Source organism: Sphingobium limneticum (assembly GCF_008710155.1).
In the GTDB taxonomy this organism is placed as follows: Bacteria; Pseudomonadota; Alphaproteobacteria; order Sphingomonadales; family Sphingomonadaceae; genus Sphingobium; species Sphingobium limneticum.
The window spans coordinates 1-3,683 of record NZ_VYPZ01000068.1 but is presented as its reverse complement, the minus strand read 5'-3'; the positions used below and the strand labels follow the sequence as shown (position 1 = coordinate 3,683).

The window sequence follows — 3,683 nt, the reverse complement described above, 5'->3', positions numbered from 1 at the left end:
GTTCGGGCAACTCAAGCAGTTCCGCCGTATCGCAACCCGTTACGACAAAACCGCCTTATCCTTCGCAAGCTTCCTGAACCTCGCCGCCATTCGCAAATGGCTGCCGCACTTTGTCAACGCGACCTAGGGAAATTATGCCGAATGAGACAGACTAAGCCGTTTCAACGCGAATGGATTGTTTCAATCCTGGTTATGACATTCGCGCTAACGCTTGCCATCGGGATTGGTTTTCTGGCGGGTCATTATATCCCGTCGGCTTCTGACGATATGTAGGAGATCTGTCGAAATTTGCCAAAGAAAGGACCGATGGCGGATTGTATCGCTCTACGTTCAGCAGTTGCTACTGAGCAGGCGACATCGACAGCGCAATGGGGTCTGATGATCGCGGTTGGCTCGCTTTGCGCTAGCAGCGCGGCGCTGTTGGGATTGATCAGCGCCTTCAAACAAGGGCAGCGTACGATCGGGATAGCCACCGACGCGAACCGCATAGCTATGGAATATGGGCGGGCGCAGGCCCGCGCATATGTCGTGGTTCAGTCGGTGGAGGCAAAGCTTAGTGAGCTGGGCGATCTGACTGCCAAGGTAACTTTCCAGAATTCTGGCGCATCGCCTGCGCGCCGGTTACGCTGGCTATACAACGCACATATTGTCGCTGTTTATGGCGATAACACTCGGCGCGGCATGATGCTTGGCGATCAACCAGACCTGGAAAGATCGCACTGGCGGCAGGACATACCTTCGGCGGATTCCTGGACATCATATCCGCTTGGATTGCGTTCTCAGGATGGCGTTGCGGCCCTGCTCGAGAAGGCTACCTTTGTCGCGATCACGATAAAGGTTGTGGCAGATTTTCAGGACGTGTTCGGCGAAACACACCGGGAGATCGCCTGTTTTGAGGGACGGGTAAATCCCAGCGAGCGAGACGCGTCATACACAGCGCTACATAGTGCGCATGACAACGCATTGGACGACAAAACAGAATCCCCTGCAGCTTGATCTGCTGCCAGGCACTTGCGAATTTTGCCACTAATCGCGCAGGCGTCGAACCAGCCGTTTCCAGCTTACCTCGCTGTTTATGCAGTCAGGCCGGTCCGGCTGTCGAGGCTCTGAAGACGCGCTTACTTCTGTCAGTCGTCGGCAAGGAGAGACGCGAAGCCATGAATCGTGAATGGCATGGCGGCGTCAGGCACTTTCGCCTCACTTGGAACTTCATGCATGAGCAGCAGCATGCCCTCATGCGGGAGATAAGCGCAGCCGAAGCCCTTCTCCCGTCGCTGTTGCGCGGCTTCGAGAACGGCTGCGCGGTAGGCGTCATGAACCTTATTTCCGACATGCAGCTTGGTTAGATCGATAAAGCCCAGTGCATCGCCATTCGGACCCTCTTCGCTGACGCCGAAGATCATAGTTTCATCGGGCATTTCGAATCCTCATTTCATTTCGCGAACATTCGCGAAGTGTGTTTCCAAGCATGATGACGTCGGCGCGCGGGGCCTCAATGATCATCTGGTCGCGCGCCATTGCGCCTTTAATCGCGGCCTCGACCGCGAGGCATAGCAAAGCTGTGCTGTTCGCTTGCATCTGGATCTGTGCGGCCTTTCGGCTTGATGGCCAATTCGAACTTGATGTGGCTCGCCTGCGAGGCGATCCCGTGAGTAACTGCCTCAGATAGGTAGGAGCCCTCCGCGTCACCCCCGGCAATTTCAGATTCCCGATCAAGGTCACTGGGCGCCGGCTCTCGCGCTTGAGAAGCAAGGCGCTCCAACCGCGCATCCAATGCTGCAGCCCCAGGGCCACCGGTTCGCGCCCAAGTAGCCCCTAAATCGATCCCCGCCCGATGGAATTCTGACACTCGCTCATAACGGCCGACGGCTGCCATCGCGATGTCCTGTTGACCCAGGCCGTCCTTCTCCAGTGTTCGGATGCCCATGCTGGATACGAGTTCCTGAGCGGGCTTGGCGATCGCCATGCCTCGGCTGACGCTTAGGACTCCGCCTCGGCCGATCAGTTCGAGGCCACGCGCCTCTTCCTGAGTGGCGACGTCGTAGAGGATCATCCGGGCCTTTTCATTTGGCGAGAGGGTCCCATTCGCCGCCTCGTGGATTTCCGCACGGACGAAGGCGCGTTCGGTCGCCGCAAAGCGGTGCTCATTGAGAGGCATCCCGGCATCGCCAAGGGTCAGGACCGCGCGTTCAAGGGCTGGATCAACAGCGATCGTATCGTCGCGGTAGCGAAGCTTGTCCTGAACGGTTCGAATTTCAGCGGCGGCGCGGACCAACTCAGCAAGCGTCAAAGTCCGGAAAGGGCGATACTCTTCCGCCTGAGGGCCGGTGGCCATCTCCAGCCGCGCCAAATCGAACGCTTCAACGCCGGAAGCTGCGGCTGTCTTCGCCGCAGCGCCTATGGCAGCTGTCGTGGCATTCTGTCGTTCCTTCGGCATCGCGTGCCGTTCAGGCGCATCAGACAGCCATTCCTCAATTGCTCTGAAGTCCATTGTAATGCTTCCCTGCAAGACCGGGAGTAATTGTCTCAGACCGATTGGGCAAATTCCAGACCCCCTTCAGCACAGGTTGCATTGGATATGGAACAGGATGCTTCGAATCCTACGGAAAGCGGCTTATGCGCCGCAGTTATCGGCGGCGTTGGATTGAACCGATGGGCTGACCAGGCTAGTCCAATGGGGGACTATTCGTTATGGACTTCAGCGCTTCCGAGGCAAGATAGAGTTCGTCTTGGGCTGCTTCCCATTCACGGCGGGCTTCATCCCAGCGCCGCTTAGCGATGAGCAGGCGATCTTGCGCTTCCTGTTGTTTATTCCGTGTACGGGTGCGTTCCCTCGTTCGGCTCAGCGGCAACCGATAGACGTCGTTGTCGGTCAGCTTTCGACCGCACGACTTTGGGCTATGTTGATTGCGTATGTGGCCCCATGATCCTTGCAGCTTGCGGACGGAATTACCGCAGCGCTTGCAAAACCATTCGCGCTCAATGCGATCGGCCCTCACAGCAGCACTCCGATCATCAGGCCGACGAGCATCCATGCGAGGCCGGTCATGACTTGCACGGGATCGCGCCAGTATGCGCGTTCAATTATGGCAGAGCTGCCGCTGGCCACATCCCTGAGATCGTCGCGACACCCGGGATAGGGATATTCCTCATCCAGATGGTTTGCGAGACGTTCGAACGCGGCTTTCTTGTCGGGGGGAATATTCCCGGGCATGCTTTCCTCAATCGCTATCGGCTATACGATAGTAATCGTCGGATTTTCCGGCGAGACCCTCGTTGAGCTTTTGCACTGGTCTGCAGCAGGACCGCGGGTTCGGATTTGCGGCAGTCAGGCATCGCACCTGGGCAGTGGACGCAGCTGGCACATGCATCTTGCATGGGATATTATCGGTACCGGAGCAGGGATGTCGCAGGCGGGCTGCACATTTCTAAGATGGACCGGGATCCACGGAAGGGATGGAGCGGTATGATCATCACCCTCTCAGACCTTTTAGCGGGAATCCGAGAGCGCAAGGCTGCCTTGGGGTTAGCGTCCGCGCTCGTGGTGTAATTTCCGGTGTAGATTGAGGTTGTCGCATGGGGTGGGGCATGCCCCACCCCATGCGATTTCGATCTCGGTGGCCACCGGGCTCATCGGTAAGGTGGAGTTACCACACTTCACACGCCCACCGAGGAGTTGATCC

4 protein-coding genes and 1 pseudogene are annotated in these 3,683 nt (G+C 57.7%); 2 read left to right on the top strand and 3 right to left on the bottom strand.

The window, feature by feature from the left end; all coding sequences use genetic code 11:
- Together F4U94_RS23850 and F4U94_RS23845 are read left to right on the top strand one after the other, a co-directional pair.
- Window positions 1-127, top strand: a pseudogene (locus F4U94_RS23850) (IS5 family transposase); the annotation flags it as partial.
- 251 nt (window positions 128-378) lie between these two features.
- Window positions 379-996, top strand: a complete 618-nt coding sequence (locus F4U94_RS23845; RefSeq protein WP_120249356.1) for a hypothetical protein — start codon at window positions 379-381, stop codon at window positions 994-996.
- A gap of 131 nt (window positions 997-1,127) precedes the next feature.
- Here F4U94_RS23845 and F4U94_RS23840 read toward each other — a convergent pair whose 3' ends face one another.
- The 3 genes from F4U94_RS23840 to F4U94_RS23830 all read right to left on the bottom strand — a co-directional run bounded on the left by F4U94_RS23840 (window position 1,128) and on the right by F4U94_RS23830 (window position 3,214).
- Window positions 1,128-1,418, bottom strand: coding sequence for a hypothetical protein (locus tag F4U94_RS23840; protein ID WP_120249357.1), 291 nt, complete (start codon window positions 1,416-1,418; stop codon window positions 1,128-1,130).
- Window positions 1,419-1,525: 107 nt separating this feature from the next.
- Complete coding sequence (locus tag F4U94_RS23835) at window positions 1,526-2,491, bottom strand: hypothetical protein (RefSeq protein ID WP_120249358.1); 966 nt, start codon at window positions 2,489-2,491, stop codon at window positions 1,526-1,528.
- Between the two features lie 504 nt (window positions 2,492-2,995).
- Complete coding sequence (locus F4U94_RS23830) at window positions 2,996-3,214, bottom strand: hypothetical protein (protein ID WP_004210831.1); 219 nt, start codon at window positions 3,212-3,214, stop codon at window positions 2,996-2,998.
- Between the last annotated feature and the right edge of the window lie 469 nt (window positions 3,215-3,683).